This window comes from Marinimicrobium sp. C6131, from assembly GCF_026153455.1.
In the GTDB taxonomy this organism is placed as follows: domain Bacteria; phylum Pseudomonadota; class Gammaproteobacteria; order Pseudomonadales; family Cellvibrionaceae; genus Marinimicrobium.
Window position 1 is genome coordinate 1,752,063 of the sequence record NZ_CP110629.1, and the last position, 20,268, is coordinate 1,772,330.

Annotated in this window: 18 protein-coding genes and 2 tRNA genes; 5 read left to right on the forward strand and 15 right to left on the reverse strand. The window is 58.8% G+C overall.

All coding sequences use genetic code 11. From position 1 onward, the window contains the following. Both OOT55_RS07470 and OOT55_RS07475 read right to left on the reverse strand, forming a co-directional pair. Entirely contained in the window at positions 1–1,260 is a 1,260-nt protein-coding gene (locus tag OOT55_RS07470; protein ID WP_265368481.1) for a valine--pyruvate transaminase, read from the reverse strand. A gap of 8 nt (positions 1,261–1,268) precedes the next feature. After that, a complete protein-coding gene (locus OOT55_RS07475) occupies positions 1,269–2,582 on the reverse strand; it encodes a YihY family inner membrane protein (protein WP_265368482.1) in 1,314 nt (437 codons plus the stop codon). Positions 2,583–2,697: 115 nt separating this feature from the next. Here OOT55_RS07475 and wrbA point away from each other — a divergent pair, with 115 nt between their 5' ends. From wrbA to sppA, 3 genes are read left to right on the forward strand one after another with little or no spacing between them, the layout of a single operon-like run. After that, complete coding sequence (gene wrbA / locus OOT55_RS07480; RefSeq protein ID WP_265368483.1) at positions 2,698–3,321, forward strand: NAD(P)H:quinone oxidoreductase; 624 nt, start codon at positions 2,698–2,700, stop codon at positions 3,319–3,321. A gap of 4 nt (positions 3,322–3,325) precedes the next feature. Next, positions 3,326–3,730 carry a DUF2069 domain-containing protein gene (locus OOT55_RS07485; protein WP_265368484.1) on the forward strand — a complete coding sequence of 135 codons (405 nt, stop codon included), beginning with the start codon at positions 3,326–3,328 and terminating at the stop codon, positions 3,728–3,730. A gap of 54 nt (positions 3,731–3,784) precedes the next feature. Next, entirely contained in the window at positions 3,785–5,668 is a 1,884-nt protein-coding gene (sppA, locus tag OOT55_RS07490) for a signal peptide peptidase SppA (protein ID WP_265368485.1), read from the forward strand. On the opposite strand, the gene OOT55_RS07495 is transcribed toward sppA, so the two are convergent. The 6 genes from OOT55_RS07495 to OOT55_RS07520 all read right to left on the reverse strand — a co-directional run bounded on the left by OOT55_RS07495 (position 5,665) and on the right by OOT55_RS07520 (position 12,269). Next, positions 5,665–6,375 (reverse strand): UbiA family prenyltransferase, encoded by a 711-nt coding sequence (locus OOT55_RS07495; RefSeq protein ID WP_265368486.1) that lies wholly within the window; start codon positions 6,373–6,375, stop codon positions 5,665–5,667. The genes sppA and OOT55_RS07495 overlap by 4 nt on opposite strands. Positions 6,376–6,548: 173 nt before the next feature. Beyond that, entirely contained in the window at positions 6,549–7,913 is a 1,365-nt protein-coding gene (locus OOT55_RS07500) for an alkaline phosphatase family protein (protein ID WP_265368487.1), read from the reverse strand. 226 nt (positions 7,914–8,139) lie between these two features. Then, positions 8,140–9,270: a metabolite traffic protein EboE gene (gene eboE, locus OOT55_RS07505; protein WP_265368488.1), complete on the reverse strand. Its 1,131-nt coding sequence runs from the start codon at positions 9,268–9,270 to the stop codon at positions 8,140–8,142. Next, positions 9,258–10,403: a 3-dehydroquinate synthase gene (locus OOT55_RS07510; protein WP_265368489.1), complete on the reverse strand. Its 1,146-nt coding sequence runs from the start codon at positions 10,401–10,403 to the stop codon at positions 9,258–9,260. The genes eboE and OOT55_RS07510 overlap by 13 nt, the downstream gene beginning before the upstream one ends. A gap of 24 nt (positions 10,404–10,427) precedes the next feature. Next, complete coding sequence (locus tag OOT55_RS07515) at positions 10,428–11,324, reverse strand: TatD family hydrolase (protein ID WP_024460636.1); 897 nt, start codon at positions 11,322–11,324, stop codon at positions 10,428–10,430. A 33-nt stretch (positions 11,325–11,357) separates the two neighbouring features. Beyond that, complete coding sequence (locus OOT55_RS07520; protein WP_265368490.1) at positions 11,358–12,269, reverse strand: EboA domain-containing protein; 912 nt, start codon at positions 12,267–12,269, stop codon at positions 11,358–11,360. Positions 12,270–12,473: 204 nt separating this feature from the next. Here OOT55_RS07520 and OOT55_RS07525 point away from each other — a divergent pair, with 204 nt between their 5' ends. After that, positions 12,474–12,902: an FKBP-type peptidyl-prolyl cis-trans isomerase gene (locus OOT55_RS07525; protein ID WP_265368491.1), complete on the forward strand. Its 429-nt coding sequence runs from the start codon at positions 12,474–12,476 to the stop codon at positions 12,900–12,902. Positions 12,903–12,944: 42 nt separating this feature from the next. Here OOT55_RS07525 and OOT55_RS07530 read toward each other — a convergent pair whose 3' ends face one another. From OOT55_RS07530 to OOT55_RS07545, 4 genes are all read right to left on the reverse strand, one after another. After that, the gene (locus OOT55_RS07530; RefSeq protein WP_265368492.1) at positions 12,945–14,387 is read right to left on the reverse strand and encodes a glycoside hydrolase family 28 protein; all 1,443 of its coding nucleotides are present in this window, start codon (positions 14,385–14,387) and stop codon (positions 12,945–12,947) included. A 200-nt stretch (positions 14,388–14,587) separates the two neighbouring features. Beyond that, a tRNA-Arg gene (locus OOT55_RS07535) sits at positions 14,588–14,664 on the reverse strand. Positions 14,665–15,031: 367 nt separating this feature from the next. Next, positions 15,032–15,119 (reverse strand) — tRNA-Ser (locus OOT55_RS07540). A 227-nt stretch (positions 15,120–15,346) separates the two neighbouring features. Next, complete coding sequence (locus OOT55_RS07545) at positions 15,347–15,910, reverse strand: nitroreductase family protein (RefSeq protein ID WP_265368493.1); 564 nt, start codon at positions 15,908–15,910, stop codon at positions 15,347–15,349. Between the two features lie 261 nt (positions 15,911–16,171). Between OOT55_RS07545 and OOT55_RS07550 the strand changes: the two genes are divergently transcribed. Next, on the forward strand, positions 16,172–17,563 hold the full coding sequence (locus OOT55_RS07550; protein ID WP_265368494.1) for an adenylate/guanylate cyclase domain-containing protein: 1,392 nt from the start codon (positions 16,172–16,174) through the stop codon (positions 17,561–17,563). A gap of 41 nt (positions 17,564–17,604) precedes the next feature. Here OOT55_RS07550 and queF read toward each other — a convergent pair whose 3' ends face one another. The 3 genes from queF to OOT55_RS07565 are packed head-to-tail and all read right to left on the reverse strand — an operon-like array spanning position 17,605 to position 20,214. Further along, on the reverse strand, positions 17,605–18,435 hold the full coding sequence (queF, locus tag OOT55_RS07555) for an NADPH-dependent 7-cyano-7-deazaguanine reductase QueF (RefSeq protein WP_265368495.1): 831 nt from the start codon (positions 18,433–18,435) through the stop codon (positions 17,605–17,607). Positions 18,436–18,455: 20 nt separating this feature from the next. After that, positions 18,456–19,199 (reverse strand): ABC transporter permease, encoded by a 744-nt coding sequence (locus tag OOT55_RS07560; RefSeq protein WP_416140999.1) that lies wholly within the window; start codon positions 19,197–19,199, stop codon positions 18,456–18,458. Between the two features lie 19 nt (positions 19,200–19,218). Then, a complete protein-coding gene (locus OOT55_RS07565; protein ID WP_265368497.1) occupies positions 19,219–20,214 on the reverse strand; it encodes an ABC transporter ATP-binding protein in 996 nt (331 codons plus the stop codon). Between the last annotated feature and the right edge of the window lie 54 nt (positions 20,215–20,268).

Here is a 20,268-nt window from a genome sequence, read left to right on the forward strand (position 1 = left end):
TCAGGCGCCGTCGGTGTAGAGGCGGCGCACCTCGTCGCCCAGTATTCGGGCGCCCTGTGCAACCCGCTCTGGTGCCTGGCAGTAGGTAACACGCAGACATTCCTGGCGGTGCCCCCACTCTCCCTCCAGCCCCGGAAAGAAGTGCTCTCCCGGCACCACCAGCACACCGCGTGCCTTGAGGCGCTCGTACAGTGCCATGCTGGAAATGGGCAGCCCTTCAAACCAGAGCCACAAAAAGAACGCGCCCTCGGGACGATGAATACGAACCGGCAGGCCTGCCAATTCGCGCTGAAACACCGTCAGGGCTGACCGCATCCGCTGGTGATAAAAAGGCCGGATGACCTCCGGTCCCAACTGCAGCAACTCCCCCCGAACCAGTAACTGTTGCGCCAACGCCGGTCCCAGATTGCCACTGGCCAGACTCAACACCGTATTGGCTCGGGCGAAGGCCTGAATGATCTCCGGTCGGGCGATGACAATGCCCGTACGTGCTCCTGGCAGCCCCAGCTTGGACAGGCTCAACACCAGTATGGTGTTGTCATTCCAGAACGGTCGCGTCGACGGGTAAACGATGTCTGGAAATGGCGCGCCATAAGCGACATCCAGAATCAGGGGGAGGTCGCGCTCCTGCGCCAGAATATCGAGGCGGTCCAACTCCTCCTCGGTCACCAAATTTCCGGTCGGGTTGGTCGGACGGGAAAGGCACAGGGCACCAACGTCGTCTCCCAGCGTCAGTCGCTCAAAGTCGATGTGATATTTGAACAGCCCCTCGGGGAGCAATTCAATCGCGGGACGATTTGCACGAAACAGCGACGGGGCCAGTCCGACATCCGCATAGCCCAGATATTCGGGCACCAGAGGCAACTGCACTTTACGAGAAACGCCATCACTGCCTTCCCCGGCGAGAAGATTGAATAGTACGAAGAACGCTGACTGACTGCCATTGGCCACCGCCAGATTCGCCCGGGTCACCGGCCAGCCGCAGGTCCGACGCAATTCGCGGGCCAGTGAATCCAGAAACTCCGGATCCCCCTGGGGCGGCTGGTAAACACCGAGCATCGGCCGTCGAATGCCGGGGTCGTCCATCACGCCCTGAAGGGCACTGCTCAGGGACGCCTCCACCTCGGGGATCGAGGCGGGATTACCACCCCCCATGAAAATCATATCCGGATTGACCCTGAGCGCTTCACCCAGGTCGTCCATCAAGGTGACAATGCCGGCATCACCCGCCACTTTTTCGCCAAACCGGGACAGCTTCATAAACGCCCTCAGATTCCGCTCACGCGAGACGCCGGACGCTCAGACGGACCGGCCGCCTTATCATTCTCGGTCGCTTCTTTTTCCAGGGCCGCGTCGAACAGTTCCGCAAAGGTCATATCCAGTTGTTCAACGGAAAACATTTCGATGCGCCTCAGACGCTCGTGCACCTCGGGATACCAGGGCAACTTATCCAGATCAAGGCACGGATCGGGCAAGACGTTGGGCAGCCTCAACAGCGGGCCCAGTTCCCGAATGCGGCGGCGGTGGAGATCCCGGCAGAGCACGAAATCCCCCTGATTGGTCACCGCAATCCAGTGTTCTCTCTGCAAAGCCGTACGGATTCGCTGCCACTGGTCCGAAGCCAGCCCCAATTGCAACAGCTCACCATCTTCCAACCCCCGCCCTTCGAGACTGCGGCGATAGAAATGCCACAACACCACCATGGCGGCCACCAGATCCGGGTAACCCCGATCCCGCAACGCGATCTGGTAAACGCCGATGGTATGAACCAGAACAGCGCCGGCCAAAATCACAATCCAGGTCAGGTTTACCCACAGCAGAAACAGCGGAACGATGGCAAAGGCACCGTAAATGGAACTGAGTGCGGAGTTGGCGACAATAACGCCAAACACCGCCTTGAGCAGCTCAAACACCAGTCCGGTCACCACTCCGCCGATCAACGCATGGCGGATGGGTACTCGGCAATTGGGCACAGCGGCAAATAGCAGAGTGAAGGTCGCCGAGGTCAGCAGCCAGGGAGTAAACTCAAAAATCCAGGTAATCAGCCCGAGCGCTTCATAACCATCCATGAACAGTCGCAGAGAGGCCAGATAGGTGCTCATGGCCAGGCCGATGCCCAGCAGCAGAGGTCCCAGACTGAGCACCGCCCAGTAGAGCAGAAATTTGGAAATGCCCCGGCGGCCCCGCACGATACCCCACACCGAATTGAAGTTTTTCTCGATATTGGCCAGCATGAAATAGGCCGATGCCACCAGAAACACGACGCCCACAATGGTCAGGCGACGGGCCTGTTGCGAGAATTCGCGCAGATGACCGAGCAACTCCTGGCCGGTTTCAGGTACCATATTGGCAAAGATCAGATCCTGGACTTGCTCACCCAGCCCCTGAAAGGCCGGAATGGCGGAGAACATGGAATAGGTCACCGTCATCAGGGGCACAAGGGCAAACAGGGTGACGTAGGTTAACTGTGCGGCACTTTTCTGGCAGTCGGTATCTTTCAGTTGCTGCCCGATCATCTGCAAAAACTGCCATGTCAGGCGCAGATAGTGGCGACGATTTTCCGCGTTGAACAAGTCCCGCATAATCGGCATTTCCTAATGTAAAACCTGAGCCCGAGCGCCAGGTACCGTCTTGAAGGAAGCGTATGATCACACTGTACCACAACCCCCACCATCACAAGCCCGGGCAGGTCGTCCTATGCCCTACGTTCTGATCCTGTACTACAGCCGGACCGGTTCGGTTGCCGCCATGGCACAACAACTCGCCCGGGGCGTAAGGCGTGTCAAAGGCATTGAGGCCCGACTGCGCACGGTGCCGGCCGTCTCCGCCGATACCCACGCCAGCGAGCCGGCCGTACCCACCGAAGGGGCACCCTATGCAACGCTGGAAGACCTGCGCCACTGTGCCGGTTTATTACTCGGCAGCCCGACGCGCTTCGGCAATATGGCCGCTCCGCTCAAATACTTTCTGGACAGTACCAGTAGCCTCTGGGTCAATGGCGACCTGATTGACAAGCCGGCGGCGGTGTTCACCTCAACTTCGACATTGCACGGTGGTCAGGAGAGCACGCTGCTATCGATGATGCTTCCCCTATTGCATCATGGCATGATATTGATGGGCCAGCCATACAGCGAACCGGCGCTCACCCACACGCGCAGTGGCGGCACCCCCTACGGCCCGTCACACTGGGCCGAAGGCGCCGAGCCGGTCACCCTGACCGAACACGAAACCACACTGTGCCAGGCGCTCGGCCAGCGCATGGCGCAGTGGGCACTGCGCGGCCCCCGAGCCGTCGACACCCCGACCGCAAGCGGAGATTGATCTTATGGGAATGGCTCCTAAGGCCCCGGAAACCCCCGAACAGGCACAGCACATACGACGCAAGCTGTCGATCGCCCGCGCCCTGGTGCTGACCACCTACTCGGGGCTGCTCCTGATGTTCACCCTCCTGACCCTGTTCAAGGCCGAGCCCAACTGGCCGCTATGGGTTGTGCAGGTCGTCCCTCTGCTGATCTTTGCACCCGGGTTAAAGCGTGGCTATCATCGGACGTATAGCTGGTTGTGTTTTGTGGTGCTACTGTACTTCACCTGGGCCGTCACCAATACGCTCTCGCCACTGGCCTACTGGCGTGACTACCTGGCGGTGGCACTGACCGTCGTACTGTTCTCCAGCGCAATGATGGCCAGCCGCTGGCGCCAGCAATGGTGGCTCTGGGAAAACCGCCACTGACCGGCCGCTGATAACCACAACCGCTCATACCTCAGGATCGAAAGGACCGACACCGTGACCTACGACGACCAGACTCCCGCTCCCGCCCGCAAACGCCGCGGATTCATTCGCCGGTTTTTCGGCTTCATCGGACGAAGCATCAGCTGGTTGCGCGTGGTATTGGGCAACCTGATCTTTCTGCTGGTGTTGCTGTTCGTGGTGCTCGCCTTTCTCCCCAAGGAGCCCCTGGTATTGCCGGACGAGTTTGCCCTGACTCTGGCGCCGACCGGTTACCTGGTGGATGAGGAAAGCTACGTGGATCCTGTGAACATGATCCTCGGCGGCGGCGACGACTCCTCGATGGAAACCCCCATCCGCCCGCTGATTCAGGCCATTGATGCCGGCCGCACGGATCCGAGAGTCAGCGGCCTGGTGCTGGAATTGGACGAACTGCTGGGCGGTGGAATCAGCAAGCTTGAGGAGATAGGTGCGGCCCTGCAACGATTCAAAGACAGCGACAAGCCGATCATTGCCCTGGGCAGTCTGTACACCCAGGAGCAGTATTACCTGGCGAGTTACGCCGATGAGATATACCTGGATCCGATGGGCTCGGTACTGCTCACCGGCTACGCCAACTACCGCAACTATTTCAAAAGTGCCATGGACAAACTGTCCGTGAATTTCCACGTCTTCCGGGTCGGAAAGTACAAAGATTTTATCGAACCCTATACCCGGGACGACATGTCTCCCGAATCCCGGGAGCACAACAGCGAGTGGCTCAACCAGCTCTGGGGCGTATACACCAGCCGGGTGGAAGCGCTGCGCCAATTGCCCAGCGGCGCCGTCAATGACTACATCCGCAACATGGATATCCAACTGGCCTCGGTGAGCGGCGACAGTGCACAACTGGCACTGGAATCGCAGCTGATCGACGGAATCCTAAGCCACCGCGAGCGCCAGCAACTGCTGACCGAGCGTTTCGGTCACAGCGACTACGGGGATCATTACAATGGAATAGGCCATAGGACGTTTTTGGCCGATGTCCGTCGCCAGTCCGCAAAATCCGCAAACGACCGTGTCGGCTTGATCGTCGCGTCCGGTACCATCTCCTCCGGCGAGCAACCCGAAGGCAGCATCGGTAGTGATAGCTTCCTGCAACGGTTGCAGCAGGTGCGGGACGACCCGAACATCAAAGCGCTCGTCATCCGCATCGACAGCGGCGGTGGTAGCGCCTATGCCTCGGAGGTCATTCGTTCCGAAATCGCGGCACTGCGGGCAGAAGGGATGCCGGTACTGGTTTCCATGGGCAGTATGGCCGCCTCCGGAGGCTACTGGATGGCCGCGGGCGCCGATGAAATCTGGGCAACACCCACGACACTGACCGGTTCCATCGGCGTATTCGGGGCCATACCGACCTTTGAGGACAGTCTTGAGAAAATCGGCATTCATGTAGATGGAGTTGGCACCACGCCGCTGGCCGGCTCCATGCGCCTGGACCGAACACTGACACCCCAGGCCAACCGGATCATTCAACAGACGGTGAATCACATTTACCAACAGTTCATCGAACTCGTTGCCGACGCCCGGGGGCTGACTCCAGAGCGGGTGGATCAGTTGGGTCAGGGACGCGTGTGGACGGGTGCGATGGCACAGGAGCTCGGACTGGTGGACCGTTTGGGTAGTCTGGAAGAGACACTCGCCGCGGCGGCGGAGCACGCTGAGCTGGGCGACTACGAGGTGCGCCAGATCACCCGCCCGCTGGCGCCCTACGAGCAGTTTCTCAAGCAGCTCAGCGGCAGCGCCGTCAGCGCCTGGGTGCCGCAGGTATCTGGGCCGGAGTGGTTGACGCCGAAGTTGAAGAGTCAGCTCGCGCCGTTGCTGGAACCTCTGCGGATGTTGAGTGAACTTGATGATCCAAGAGCGGTTTATGCGCGGTGTATGGAGTGTCTGGCGCCCTAATCCCCCCGAACATACCGCTGGCTCAGCCGGGTCAACAGGGTCGCCGCAACACCAATCGCGAGCCATACGGGGTTCACCACAATCGCGAGAAATACCCCGTCGACAATCCCCATGGCCGCGATCATCCAGGGAATCACGGGAAAACCAAAGCCGTCTCGACGGCTGTTCTCCCACCGCGCCACCACCGTGACCGCCAGGGTATAAACCGTCTGAATACCGCCCGCCAACCATACCAACGCGGGCACCTCCCCCACCAAGGCCACCGCAGTCACCGCGTAAACCCCAAGCCGGGTCAGCGCCATCAGAAACACGGTACTCCAATGTTTTTTATGCAACGCATCGTACAGAACAATCACCAGCAATAAAGCCAGGCCCGCCAAGGGCGCCCGATCGTCCGGAGCAAAAAACAGAAACACGAACCCCGTGGCAAACAGCCCCAACGCGATACTCAACACCTGCCGGGGCCGAACCCGCCCCGAAGGAATGGGACGATAAGGCTGATGCTGGGTATCCCAATCCCGATCACAGTAATCGTTCAGCGTCATACCACCGGCATAGAAACAGGAAATGGCAAAGATCAACAAACCGATGGTGTAGCTACCACCAACGGTAGCACTGACCAACACCGCGGTCGTCAGGATGTTCATCCACACTGTCGGCAGGTTACTGACCCGCCCCAGGGCTAACAGGGTTTTTACAGAAGGCATAACACTCTCAATTCGGTGCAAGGGTTAACGTTGGCACTGAGGCCGAAGGTGGGGTCTACCGTTTGTAGACTCTCGGAGACAAGGATGTCGACGAGAAGCCCCCATGGATGGGTTCACGGCGGGTCTACAAACGGTAGACCCCACCTTCGGCCGGACTCTAATAGCACACTTAACTAATCAAACAAATGCTTCAACATAAGATCGCAGATATCCGTCGCCGGCACTCTTCCGTCGGGAATCAACCGCGGCTCCGTACTCATCAGCAAAGGCAGCGACTCCGGCGAACCATCACTCACCCCATGGGAACCCTTCACCAACTCCGGCGCAACGGCAATCACATCCATCACATAGCGAAAGCCGAGTTTTTTCTGAGCCACCCGACGCGCCGCTTTCAATTTCGGAAACCGCAGTTTCGGGTCAAAAAACAACTCACAGGGATCGAAACCGGGCTTGCGGTGAATCTCCACCTGATGAGCGTAATCCGGCTGGCGCTCATCGTCCAACCAGAAATAATAGGTAAACCAGCTATCGGGCTTCGCCAGCAGCACCAACTCACCGCTGCGCTCATGTTCCAGCCCCAGTTCGGCCTGTTCGGTTTTATCCAGAACCCGATCAATGCCTTCCACCCCTTCAAAGACCTGGCGAACGGCGGGAATATCATCGGGGTTGTGTACATAGATGTGGGCAATCTGGTGGTCCGCCACCGCGAAGGCGCGGCTACTGAAATAATCCAGATACTCTTTGCCCAGGTCCACTTTCACCGAGACCATACCCGCATCGCGCAGCAGTCGGTTGGGATGCACCGCTCGGTTGACCTTCTGAATACCGTACTCGGACAGCACCATCACGCGGCAACCGCGCTGTTGAAAAAAGTCGAGCAGATCACCCACCAGGGTATCAATCTCCTGCAGGTCCTGAGCGATATCACCATCGGGCCCCTCTTTCTGGAGCACATAATCCAGATGCGGCAGGTACACAAGCTGCAGGCTGGGCCGCTTCTCTTCTTCAATATACTTCGCCGCATCCGCAATCCACTGACTGGATTTGATGCTGGTCATGGGGCCCCAGAAGTTGAACAGCGGAAAGTTGCCGAATTTTTCACTGAGGGTGTGGCGCAGTTCCAGCGGGCAGGTATAGCAGTCCGGCTCTTTGCGACCGTCGGCCAGGTACAGTGGGCGCGGCGTCAGGGTCCAGTCGGCATCGGTGGCCATGGCGTACCACCAGAAGGTGTTGCTGCAGGTAAAGTTCGGGTCGCGCTCTTTGGCCAGGTGCCACACTTTAGGACTCTGAACCAGTTTGTTACTTTGCCGCCAGAGCCAGACTTCGTTCATATCCCGAAAATACCAGCCATTGGCCACGATGCCATGATCTTTCGGTGGCTTACCCGTGGTGTAAGTGGCTTGGGCAGTACAGGTAACCGCAGGAATAACCGGCTCAATGTCAGTGGCCTTGTCTCGCAGCTTATTGAGATTGGGCGTATGCTCACCCAATAATTTTCTCGTGAGACCTACGACGTTAAGAACAACCGTTCTATGCATATCACCACTCTTTAATTTGGCACATCAGTCAATGGAGAGAGCAATCGGTCCGGAGTCTGTTCCAATACTCTCGGAGGCAGGGAGCCGACAAGAAGCCTCCAGGGATGATTCACTAGCCACATCCGTGTGGCTAGCCCTCCGGGCAGCTTCGCTGCGCAAATCGTCTATCCTGCCGATTTGTCACGGCGGGTCTTGGAACAGACTCCGGACCGATTGCGTCGAGCGTTCAGTCACAATCCAGTAGTTGGTTTACCCACATTAGCTCTCGGGCGATACTCTCCCCCACCGACTCCGTTTTAAGGTGTTCGGGCAAAACGCCAAAGCTGTAGGTTTCCACTTCCAGGGGAATATCGGTAGCCAGTTTGGGCAGCAATGTTTTCAGAAACCCCTGGGTGGTGCCGCAGTCGCCCAGGTGTTCGAGGAAGATCGGTACGTGGAAGTGTACCCGGCACTCGGTTGGCGTCAGGCCCGCATCCATGGCCGCCTCGAATTCGGGTAAGTCGGGGAAAGCGTGTAGCGCTCCATCACCGGTGCGGGCAATGGCCTGGTGTAGGTAGACCGGCTCATTGAAACCTTTGAGGCGCTCGACTTCTTCCGGGGTGTCGGCCTGCAGAGCGCTGGAGACCTGGACTTTGGCGATGGGGATTTCGGCTTCGGCCAAGCGCTGCAGGCAGATGGCCGGGTCTTCGAATTCGACGGCCTGGTGGCAGCAGTCGAAGCAGACGCCCAAATGGGCGTTTTCGGCCAGACTCAGACGCGGGCGCAGGCGTTGGAAGAAGGCCAGCAGTTCGTCGGTGGTTTCCAGCACGCAGGCCGGCTCGGGTTCGATGGCGAGCATCAGGTGTACGCCGGTGCTTCGCTTCAGGTTGGCGAAGTGGGCGAGTACGTCCTGGATGTGGTCGAATACGGTGTTCCAGTCTTCCGGTGCGAAGCCCTGTTTGAAGGCGACCGGTACCGTGGATATCGACAACTGTCGGGCATCCGGTTGCAGTTGTACGGCGATGTCACCGAGCTGGCAGGTGTAGCGCACGCGCTCTTCATCGCGCCAGTCCGGCAGGTAGACGTTTTCTTTGACCCGTTCGTTGTGGAAGGCGCCGTAGGGAAAGCCATTGATGGTCAGCAGATAGGCGTTGTGCTCGCGACACCATTGCTGGAATTCCGCGACCGCCTGGGCGTCCACTTCCGTCGCCGCTTGCCCGGCGATGCGCAGCCCCAGGGGAAAGGGACGCTGGGCGGTGTCTCCCAGTCGCTCCATGACTTCCAGCCCGTGGCTGTTGAGGTTGTGCATCACATCGGCCCAGCCTTCGCCGGGGTGGATGTTGCTGCAATAGGTGAGTGGCGCGTTCAGCTTGGCCATTGGTTCTCCAGCAGTTGCTGACGGCACTGGTGCATGGTGTCCAGGTCAATGTGGTCCACTTCTTCCGCTTCGCCCGCCGAGATCAACAGAGTGATGCACAGCTCGCCGCCCAGGTGTTCGCGGAAACCCTGCAGGGCCGCGTCGATATCCAGCGCTTCAAGGGCCGGATGACGCAGGGTGAAACCGACACCTTCGAGCGTGTCGCGAATGGCCAACAGGGTGTGTGTATCGATGGTGCCCATGGCGTGGGAGTACAGTGAGTCCAGGGCAATGCCGATGGCCACCGCTTCGCCATGGCGCAGCTCGGAGTTGGAAAGTTCTTCCATCCGGTGCGCGCCCCAGTGACCGAAGTCCAGAGGCCGGGCACTGCCCTGCTCGAAGGGGTCACCACTGGTGCGGATATGGTTCAGGTGCAGCTCGGCGCACCGGGCGATCATATGCTCCATGGCCTTGGGTTCAAATTCCCCCAGGCGATGGCGCGCTTCATGTAGCCAGTGGAAAAATTCGCCGTCGCGTATCAGCGCGACTTTCACCGCTTCGGCAATGCCACAGCGGCTGTCCCGAGCCGACAGGCTGCTCAGCAGATCGTAGTCGTTGATCACGGCATAGGGTGCCGCGAAAGTACCCAGGTAGTTTTTACGGCCGCGATAGTTGATGGCATTTTTTACTCCAATACCGGCGTCGTTTTGGGCCAACACCGTAGTGGGCATGCGGATCAATCGGATGCCGCGATGCGCGGTGGCCGCCGCATAGCCCATGGCATCGATCACGGCACCGCCGCCAATCACCAAGGCGAAGCTGTGCCGGTCAATCCGATCGGTTTGCGTGCGCCGGTAAAACTCATCGACTTCCACCGGATCGTTCTTGCAGATCTCGCCGCCGCGCACCATCAGTGGCGGCTCAATCAGCTCGATCCGGTCCGCGTGAGCCTCGGCGTAAGCGCGCATGCGCTCCACCAGGTCCGGGTGGCCCTTGAGCACCTGATCGTCGATCACGGGCAGAACCCGGTGACGCTTTTTGCCCGCAAACGCGAGCACCTTGAGCAATATATCGCTCTCGGGGTTGAAGGTGTACCGGTTGAAATACACCGGGAACTCGTGCGTCATGGTGAACGCCTGGTGAATCTGCCACATGAGTTGCTACCGCTTATTCTGCAATCAGTTGGGCACCGGCTCATCGACGCGGGGTTGTTGGCCGCGCAGCACAGTGTTGTCGTTATAGGATTGGCGCTGATCAATTACCGCCGGCCGGGACAGCTCGTCGATGTCGATCTGTCCGGACTGGGCGTAGGCGTCCAGGGCGTTCTGCCAACAGGTCAGCTCAATGGCTTTTTCCTCGATACCGCGCTCGCGCATCAGGTTGGCGGTCTTCGGAACCGACAGTGGATCACTCACGCCCCAGTCGGCGGAGCTGTCGACGATAATGCGTTCCGGCCCGTACTTGCGGACCACCTCCACCATCCGTTCGGAGCCCATCTTGGTATTGGGGTAGATGGTGAAGGCCGCCCAGGCGCCGCTGTTCAGTACATCGTCCACGGTCTCTTCGTTGTTGTGGTCGATGACCAGCTTCTCCATGGGCACGCCGATTTCCCGCGCCACATCAATGGAGCGGATGATGCCGTTTTTCTTGTCCCGGTGGGGGGAGTGCACCATCACCACCATGTCGTGCTCGACGGCGAATTCCAGTTGGCGCTGATAGATGTACTCTTCCGCCGGAGTAATCTCGTCATAGCCGATTTCCCCAATCGCCACGACCCCCTCTTTCAGGGCAAAGTTGGGCAGGATTTCCAGCGCCTCACGGGCCAGGCCTTCGTTGTTGGCCTCTTTGGAGTTGATGCCGATGGTGCAGTAGTGGGCGATGCCGAACTGCGAGGCGCGGAAGCGCTCCCAGCCCACCAGGCTGGCGAAGTAATCGATGAAGCTGCCCACGTTGGTGCGCGGCTGGCCCATCCAGAAGGCCGGCTCGATGACCGCGCGAATGCCCGCGGCGGCCATGTTCTGGTAATCGTCGGTGGTGCGACTGCTCATATGAATATGCGGGTCAAAGTACTGCATAAGCACGCCTCTGTTATTCGGGTACGTTATTGATCAAGCGGACGGCCGCTCGGCAAACAGGGGCGCAAACTGCGCCTGTTCGGAGCGCCCTGCGGTCGCGTTTTGCCAGTAGGGTAACACTTTCGGGTCGGCCGGCTCGACCGACGCCAGCCACTGCGCCTGCCCGGCACGGGCGGCGGCGAGCAGCATGGCCTGCTGTTCCATCGTGGTGGCCTCGGGCCAGTGGGTGTCGAGAAACTGGCGGACCCGCTCCGGGTGGTGAGGCCCCAGGCAGAGCCAGAGCCCAAGGTGGTAGTGGCGTCCGGCGCTGTGGCGCTCCTCGGCCCAGTCCAACGCCATCCGGGTCAGTTCGGGGGTGAGCCGCTGATCCAGCCCGGATACCCGGTACAGCGGGCAATCCAGAAACAGCGCCTTGATCACCAACTGGTGCCAGGCGGTATCGTCAAAGTGGGTGACCGGATACGGCGAGTCCAGGGCAACGGCTTCAAATACCGTCAACATATTGGTACGGCAGGCCTCGGCCGCCCGCCAGGTAAAACGCTCGCCGCGAGGCAGCAGGGGCAGGCTTCGGTAGAGCGCGCAGGTCTCCCCCTCGTCGGCAAAGCGGAACAATGCCTCGAATTCCTCGGCAAAGCTCGCCTGCTCCAGGTCGGGACGCACCAGAATCAGGTTGATGCGCAGCAGCTCGAGCCGGTTCCAGGCCCGGGGGCTCCAGCCCGGCAGGGCCCCCTCGGCAGCGGCCAGCTCCGTGTCGGTCAATCCCAGGGGCTGGCGTTTGGCGTGCCGGCTGGCCATGGCCAACAGATTGGCAAAGGCCTGGCCTCGTGCACCGTCGACTATCTGGCTCTGCGCCTTGGTCCAGAAGGCCCGAGCGGGCTCAGTCAGATGTTCATCCAACAACGCCTGCAATAATTGATGTACTGAATACTCCGAAGCCACTGCCACTACCCATAAATCATATAATTAGACGATCGATTATACGCAAACGACCAAGGGTAATCGAGTCATCCCAAGAAGGTAACCCCCAGAATCGTAAGGAATCGTTTAACCCGGCGGCCCCACTCCGCCCCGTTACCCAGGCTTATACAATTGCAATTCGGGGCATTTTCGGCAAAGCTTGCGCTTTTTAGCAATCTGAACGACAAGCCTATGCCCTCCAAAAAGCTCAACAAAGGCTCCTCCGGCCAGAATCGCAAAGCCAGCGAACAGTACATGGACAAGTTCCGCCAGAAGCCCGGCGTGGTGGAAACCGATTCCGGGCTGCTCTACCGGGAGGTGGAGCCCGGCCAGGGCCTGACGCCCACCATGGACGATAAAGTGGTAGTCAACCAACGCATCCAATTGGTCAACGGCAAAGTGATTGGCGACACCTATCAGGAGGGGATGCCCGATACCTTCTGGATGAAAGAAGCCATTGCCGGTATTCAGGAGGGGTTACAACTGATGCGGGAAGGCGCCCGCTACGAGTTCGTGGTTCCCCCGGAGCTGGCCTGGGGCAAGAAGGGTGTGGGCAACAAAATCGGGCCCAATGCGGTGTTGATCTTCGACCTGCGCCTGATGGAAGTGGCGTTCGACTAGCACCGGCACAGCATGGCGCTGCACCGGTGCCCACTTCGAGTGTTACAACTGCAGTGGTTCGCCGTTGAGACTCACGGACTCGGTCTCGATGGAGGAGACATTTTCCAGAATACCCAACTCATCGGCATGCTTGATGGTGACATCGTGTAACGTCACCCCGCTGATGGGCGCGCGCTCAAAGCCGCGCAGATGGAATACCCGCTCGGCATTGTCCACCACCATATTGCTGACATGGAGGTCCTTCACCTCTGGCAGGTAATCTCCGGCATCCCCTTCCTCATAGTAGAAGTTGATCACGAAGACATCTTTCACCTGTCCAATCACGATATCCCGAATGGCGATATTCTCGATCAGCCCGCCACGCACCGAATTGGTTTTGATGCGCACCGCGCGGTCCAGCACCGGGCTGTCCATATGACAGCGACGGGCAAACACATTGCGCGCACCGCCCGAGATTTCACTGCCAATCACCACCCCACCGTGACCGGCTCGCATCTGGCAATCCTGAATCACAATATTCTGGATTGGTGTGGCCAGACGACGGCCATCGGCGTTTCGACCGGATTTGAGTGCAATGCAGTCATCCCCGGTATCGAACAGGCATTTTTCGATCAACACGCGGTTGCAGGACTCGGGGTCACAACCATCGGAGTTCGGCCCGTGACTGACGCACTGCACGCCGCGCACAATCACGTCTTCAGACAGCACGGGATTGATCAGCCAGAAGGGGGAGTTGCGGATGGTCACGCCTTCGATCAGTACGCGTTTACAGCGGTAAGGCTGAACAAAGGGCGGACGCAGGTAGTTGTCCTCGAACACCCGCTCATCCACCGGCACACCTTGTTCTGCCATTTCAAACAGCGGCGTGCGGGTGTGCTTCTGATCCTCTACCGGATCAATGGGCCACTGAGCGCGGCTCCACTTACCCTTCCAGGGCCACCAGACGGTATTGGAGCCATTGCCCTCCAGCACACCCTCGCCTGTCACCGCGATGTTTTCCTGCTCGTAGGCGTAAATCAGCGGCGAGTACCCCATCAGTTCCACCCCTTCCCAGCGGGTCATCACATAGGGCTTGTAGCGCTCCGGGTCCGTGTAGAACGAGAGTACGGCCCCTTTCTGCAAGTGCAGATTGACGTTGGATTTCAGGTGCACCGGGCCGGTGTTGAACTGCCCTGCCGGAATCACCACCCGGCCACCGCCGGCGGCGGCACAGGCCTCAATGGCGTTGGCAATGGGACTGGTATTATCGGTTTCGCCATCGCCCTTGCCACCGAACTCGGTGACAGGGAAATCCCGGTTCGGGAAGTCCGTTCGCGCGATACGGTTGATGATGTCGTCGGCCTCGGCCCAGAGGGCCTCGTCACGTCCCGCGTAAGCGGGGGCTGCAGGCGATGTGGTGTTACAGCCGGCCACGGGCAGTAATCCCAAGGCACAGGAAGACAGACCCAGCGCCTTCAGGCTGCCGCGTTTCTGTAGATCGATCATGTTTTCTATCCCGTCGGTTGATTGACTTTAATAAGTATTTGTTATGAGTCGTCCGTGATCAGAGCCTTGCCTGTATACGGCAAAGCCTTGGGGAATAGTGAGACAAAGTGGGGGGAGTTTCAAGAAGTAGGCACAGGAAATGGGGCAGAGTCATGAATATAAAAAAGCCCCACCTCTTTCGAGGTGGGGCTTTTTGTATGTGGCGCACTCGGGAGGATTCGAACCTCCGACCGCTCGGTTCGTAGCCGAGTACTCTATCCAGCTGAGCTACGAGTGCGTCGTCAACGGGGGCGAATATTAGAGATCTGAAGGCGGTTCGTCAAGTGTTTGATTGGAAAAAGTTTTTTTTGGAGATGGGTTTCGGCGGATGCGCTTCGCTCCGATGCGTCGGACCGATCCGCCCTACGGCCGAGCGCAGCGGTATAAACCTGCGTAGGGCGGATCGGTCCGACGCATCGGAGCCGTAGGCGCATCCGCCGGTGAGGTTGGGTGGGGATATACCAGGGCACATCCATGTGCCCTGTCCCTGCGGGACGCCTTCGGCGGTACCGAATGCTCCCGGCATTCGGTCGAACCCGGCGAGGCTTCTCACCCTCCCCTAACGGCCATAAAAAAACCGCCCCCTTCCGGGGACGGTTTTTGTATGGCGGTGAGGGAGGGATTCGAACCCTCGAACGGTTTCCCGTTACACACTTTCCAGGCGTGCGCCTTCAGCCACTCGGCCACCTCACCGTAAAATCGAATTGTCTGTTCTAAATGAGCTTCCTGCTATTCTGGTCGAGGCGCCCGCGGCGTGCGCGTTACCGCCCCTTCGGGCGTTGCCTTCGGCTCAGCCACTCGGCCACCTCACCGTAAAATCGAATTGTCTGTTCTGAGCCAGCGTGTTTTCCTCAAGCCGATTAAACGACCCGCCGTTCAGAGGGTGCGTAATGTACACAAGTGGCGTGCTAAACGCAACGCTATTGGCCCGGCCAGGGGTGAAAAAATGTCTCTGGATTCACTGACTTGGGAGGCTGGGGTGGTTTGGCGGGGGTGCCCAGGTAGAGGAAGCCCACGATCTGTTCCAGCTCGCCGACGCCCAGCCCTTCATTCACCACCGGATGGTAAGTCATGGCTCCGGTCCGCCAGAAGGCACCTACCCCCTGGGCGAAGGCGGCGTTGAGCATGTTCTGGACCGCCGCTCCGGCCGAAATCAGTTGCTCTACGTGGGGCACCTTGGGGTTCTGCCGGCAGGCGGCGATGGCCACCAGAATCAGCGGCGCGCGGCGCGGCTTGGCCCGAAGGGACTGCTGGTCGGGTTCAGGCGTGTCCGGAGCGTCTTTCAATGCGGCCTGCACAAACAGATCGCCCAGTCGATCCAGCCCCTCCCCTTCAACCACCAGAAAGCGCCAGGGCTGCATCAGGCCGTGATCGGCGGCACGCAGCGCCGCACGATAAATGGCATCCCGCTGTGCATCACTGGGAGCCGGTTCAGTCAACTTGGGAGAAGAAACCCGTTGGTGCAATACGTCTAGTGCGTGCATAGGAGCCTGCGTTCAGATGAATGGGGCGGGCATGATAACATGACAGCATCCGTTGATTTAGGCGCCATTTAGGCGCGGTTAAGCGCTGTTCGTGGACTTTTCGTGTAAAAAAACGTCTAATAGGTCCCTCAGGGACTGATACGCGACTCCAGGACCGACCTTGCCGATTGAAAACCATCCGGCGCCCTCACGCTCCCCAGAGACTCTATTTAAAGAGCGTATCGCGTCGAGCAGGACAGCACACAAGGTTTCCCGATAACAATGACTAAGAACTCAGCGCACAAAAAGCCCGAAGAGGCCCAGGCGGAATCACCGCTTCACCAATACTATTTTCGATCACTGATCTGCTTTGCCGCCGCAGGTACGCTGGCCTCCTACATTGAGTGGTCGGCTATCCAGCCCGTGTATATTGGCACCATTGTTTTTCTGCTTCTATACACCTACCTGACCTACCACTTCACCCACACTCTGGATCGCGAAAAACTCAGCCGTGTGACCCGCTATCTGTCCTGGGCCGACGCGGCGTTGATCGGGCTGGTACTCAGCCTGACCAACTTCAGCCTGTTACCACTGGCGTTATTTCTGACCATGATCCAGTTCAACGCGCTGCTGACCGGTGGACTGCGGCGTTGGGTGGAGGACAACGTCGCCTTTGCCGTGGGTATTCTGCTCAGCTTTCTGGTGCACAAGCCACAGTGGGTGTTCAGCAGCAGCATTGAAATCAGTGCGGCCAGTCTGATTGGCATCATCACCTATTTTCTGGCGTATGCCCTGTACATGCACCAGCGAATGCGCCGCCTGATCATGAACCAGATGAAGCTGGAGAATGAGCAGAAATGGCACAAGATCCGCTCGTACAAACTGTCCCGGTACCTGCCGCCGCCGGTATGGCGCGCGATCAATCAGGGCAAGGACCATATGCTTCAGGCGGAGCGCAAGCGTATCACCGTGTTCTTCTCGGACATCAAGAACTTCAGCCAGCTGTCAGAAGAAATGGAAGCCGAAGCCCTCACGGAACTGCTCAACCACTACCTGACCGAAATGTCGAAAATCATCACCCACTTTGGCGGCACTATCGACAAGTTTATGGGTGACGGCATTATGGTCATGTTCGGTGACAGCAACAGCAAAGGCGTCAAACAGGACTGCATGAACTGTGTCTCCATGGCCATCGCCATGAAAAAACGCATGAAATCCCTGCAGCAGGAGTGGTACAACCAGGGCATCAAAAAGCCCCTGCAGATCCGGATGGGCATGAACACCGGTTACTGTACGGTCGGCACCTTCGGTACCTCAAGCCACCTGGACTACACCGTGCTGGGCACTCACGTGAACCTGGCCAGCCGCCTGGAGTCCGCCGCACAGCCGGACGAAATCCTGATTTCCCACGAGACCTGGTCGCTGGTCAAGGACGCCGTCATGTGTCAGGACAAGGGCGAAATCACGGTGAAGGGCTTCAGCCAACCGGTAAAGGTCTACCAGGTAGCCGGTTTCCGCAAGGACATGGGTAAAAACCAGAGCTTCTTTGAGGATCGCGCCGAAGGCTTCTCCATGTACCTGGACCTGGAGAAAGTGCGCAACTATGAAAAGGCCAAGGTGATCAAGGCGTTGCAGACCGCCGCCGAAAAACTCAAGGATAAGGTCATCGTATAGCTGCGGTCAGGCGGATGAACACCCGCCTGAGCAGCGTTTGCCTACTGACGCACCAGGCGCTCAAAGCCGGGGACAGGCCCCGGCGCGGAGCTGCGCCAGGGGTTGATATCCAACCCGCCGCGACGAGTGTAGCGCGCGAACACCGTCAGAAACTCCGGCTGACAGCGCGCCTGTAGATCGACAAACATCCGCTCAACGCAGTGTTCGTGAAAGTCCTGATGTTCGCGAAACGACACCACGTACTTCAGCAAACCCTCTCGTTCGATTTTCGGACCGCGATAATGAATTTCCACCGTGGCCCAATCCGGCTGACCGGTGACCGGGCAATTGCTCTTCAACAGATGACTGTGCAGCCGCTCTTCCACCCATTCCGCGCCTGTGGCAAGCAACTCGGGCGCCGGGTGGTAGTGCTCGATGGTAACCGGCAACGCGTCGATACACTCCCCGCCCGCCTCGGCAATCGGCAGTTGAGCATCCGCCACCGGCTCAAGCTGAACGCTGACATCCGCACCGGCGGCCGCACTCAAGTCCTGGATCATCTGCGCCCGCACCTGCTCCTGCCCGGCAAAGCGGCTTTGATTGTAAGAGTTCAGATACAGCTTGAATGATTTGGACTCAATCAGGTTCGGACTGGTGCACGGCAATCGAAATTGCGCGACGGCGACGATGGGCTTACCGCACTCATCCAACCAGGAGACCTCATAGCCGGTCCAGAGGTCGGTGCCATAAAACGGCAGCGCCGACTCACTCAACCCCAGGGACGCCCGAGTCTCGACCCGGGCGATGGGAAACAACAACCCGGGGTCATAGCTCGAGGCGTAGGCCGTCTGCTGCCCGAGCGGTCCATGACTGTTGGATGTGTGCTCACTCATAACGCCCCTACCCTGAAAAGTTACGCGCGCAGACGCTTGCCGGTTTTGAGCAGGTGCATGCCGACGGCAAACAGCACCATGACGCACACCACCAGGCCACTGAACGCCACGCCGATATTGACGTCCGACACGCCCAACATGCCATAGCGGAAGGCGTTGACCATATACAGAATCGGGTTCAGCTGGGCCACGCCCTGCCAGAAGTCCGAGAGCAGATCAATCGAGAAAAAGACCCCGCCCAGATAGGTCAGCGGCGTCAGCACAAAGGTCGGCACGATGGAGATATCGTCAAAGGTATTGGCGAACACCGCATTGATGAAACCGGCCAGGGCGAACAGCACCGCCGTGAGCACCACAATGGATACGGTGATGACCCAGCTGTAGATCGGCAGGTCGGTAAAAAACAGTGACAGGAGGGTCACCATGACCCCCACCGCCAATCCGCGGGCCACGCCGCCGAGCACATAGCCCAACAGAATGATGTAGTTCGGTGTGGGCGAGACCAGCACTTCTTCAATGCTGCGCTGAAATTTCGCACTGAAAAAAGACGAGCTGACGTTCGAGTAAGAGTTGGTCAGCACCGCCATCATGATCAGGCCGGGCACCACAAACTGGATGTAGTCAAAACCGCCCATCTCACCGATACGACTGCCAATCAGCTTGCCGAAAATCACAAAGTACAGCGCCATGGTGATGGCCGGCGGCAGCAGGGTCTGCACCCAGATGCGGGTAAAGCGTTTGATTTCCTTGCGCAGCAAGGTCATAAACGCGATCCATTGTTCTTTAAACTCCACGACGATCACCTCCGGTCGCTGGTTCGTTGGCCGTTGTCTCTTCTGGTTCGTCAGTGGCGGGCTCAGCCACCTGACCGTTGCCGGTCATGGCGACGAACAGTTCCTCAAGTCGGTTGGCTTTGTTGCGCATACTGACGATATCGAGCCCCTGGGCGGTCAGCGCGTCAAACACCCGGTTCAACGACTGGCCTTTTTCCAGATCCACCTCAAAACTGTGCTCATCCAGCAGCCGGGTTTCAAAGCCTTCGATCTCTGGCGCTTCCCACACCGAGTTGGCGCAATCGAAAATGAACACCTCGCGGTTCAGCTCTTTGAGCAGGCTACGAATGGTGGTGTTTTTGACGATTCTGCCCTGATCGATAATGGCCACATGGCGGCACAGGCTTTCCGCCTCTTCCAGATAGTGAGTGGTCAGGATGATGGTGGTACCCTGAGCATTGATCTCCCGCAGGAACTCCCACATGGAACGGCGCAGCTCAATATCCACCCCGGCGGTGGGCTCATCGAGAATCAACAGCTTGGGCTCGTGCACCAGTGCGCGGGCAATCATCAACCGGCGCTTCATACCGCCGGAGAGCATACGGGCGGGGGTATTGCGCTTGTCCCACAGGCCAAGTTTTTTCAGGTATTTTTCGGTCTGTACCATGGCGACCGACCGGGGCAGCCCATAAAAACCGCCCTGTTGCAGCACAATATCCTGAACTTTTTCAAACTGGCTGAAATTGAATTCCTGGGGCACGATGCCCACTTCTTTTTTGGCTCGGGAGAAGTCGGTATCAATGTTATGGCCAAAAATTTCCACCTCGCCGCCGCTCTTGCGGACCAGTGAACAGAGAATGCCAATGGTGGTGGACTTGCCGGCCCCGTTGGGGCCCAGCAGCGCAAAAAAGTCGCCGGGCTGAACCTCCATGGAAATGCCCTTCAGGGCATGGAAGCCGCTCCCGTAGACTTTGGAGAGATTTCTAATCGAAAGTGCAGCTGTCATAATGTCGGATTCACTCATTCATTTGGGGGCGGCGATGACTCAGCGCCACCCGGG